This is a genomic window from Candidatus Nanopusillus massiliensis (genome assembly GCF_920984865.1).
In genome coordinates, this window is the sequence record NZ_OV100765.1 from 237,390 (window position 1) to 237,790 (window position 401).

1 protein-coding gene (only partly in view) is annotated in these 401 nt (G+C 19.8%); it reads right to left on the bottom strand.

Positions 1-401: part of an endonuclease dU coding region (locus tag LUA84_RS01625; protein ID WP_231434148.1), annotated on the bottom strand (this coding region is incomplete at its 3' end). Its footprint runs off both ends of the window (20 nt to the left, 102 nt to the right); the window shows 401 of its 523 annotated nt.

The window sequence follows — 401 nt, forward strand, 5'->3', positions numbered from 1 at the left end:
AATGTACTGATGTTAGATTTAATTATATTTATTACATCATTATATTCTAATCCATAATATTGAAANNATACTGTTCCATATTCTGTTTTATAACTTTTTGGTTCTGGATATTTTTTAACTATTTCTAATCTTTTTTCATAATCTTTTGTATGTTTAATTGCTTCTATAAATTTATTTATATTTGGTTTTTTCCTTACAAACGATATTATTGGTATCTTTAATCCATTATATAAATATTCAAAATCTATTAAATTAAATCCACCAAAAGATATTCCATTTGTTGCTATTATTCTTAATTGATCATAATGTTTTGTCCTTTTTACCATTTCAATTATTTTATCATTTATATCAAATCCATCTATTTCAATTTTATTTGATAATATTCCATCTATTTGTAAAGA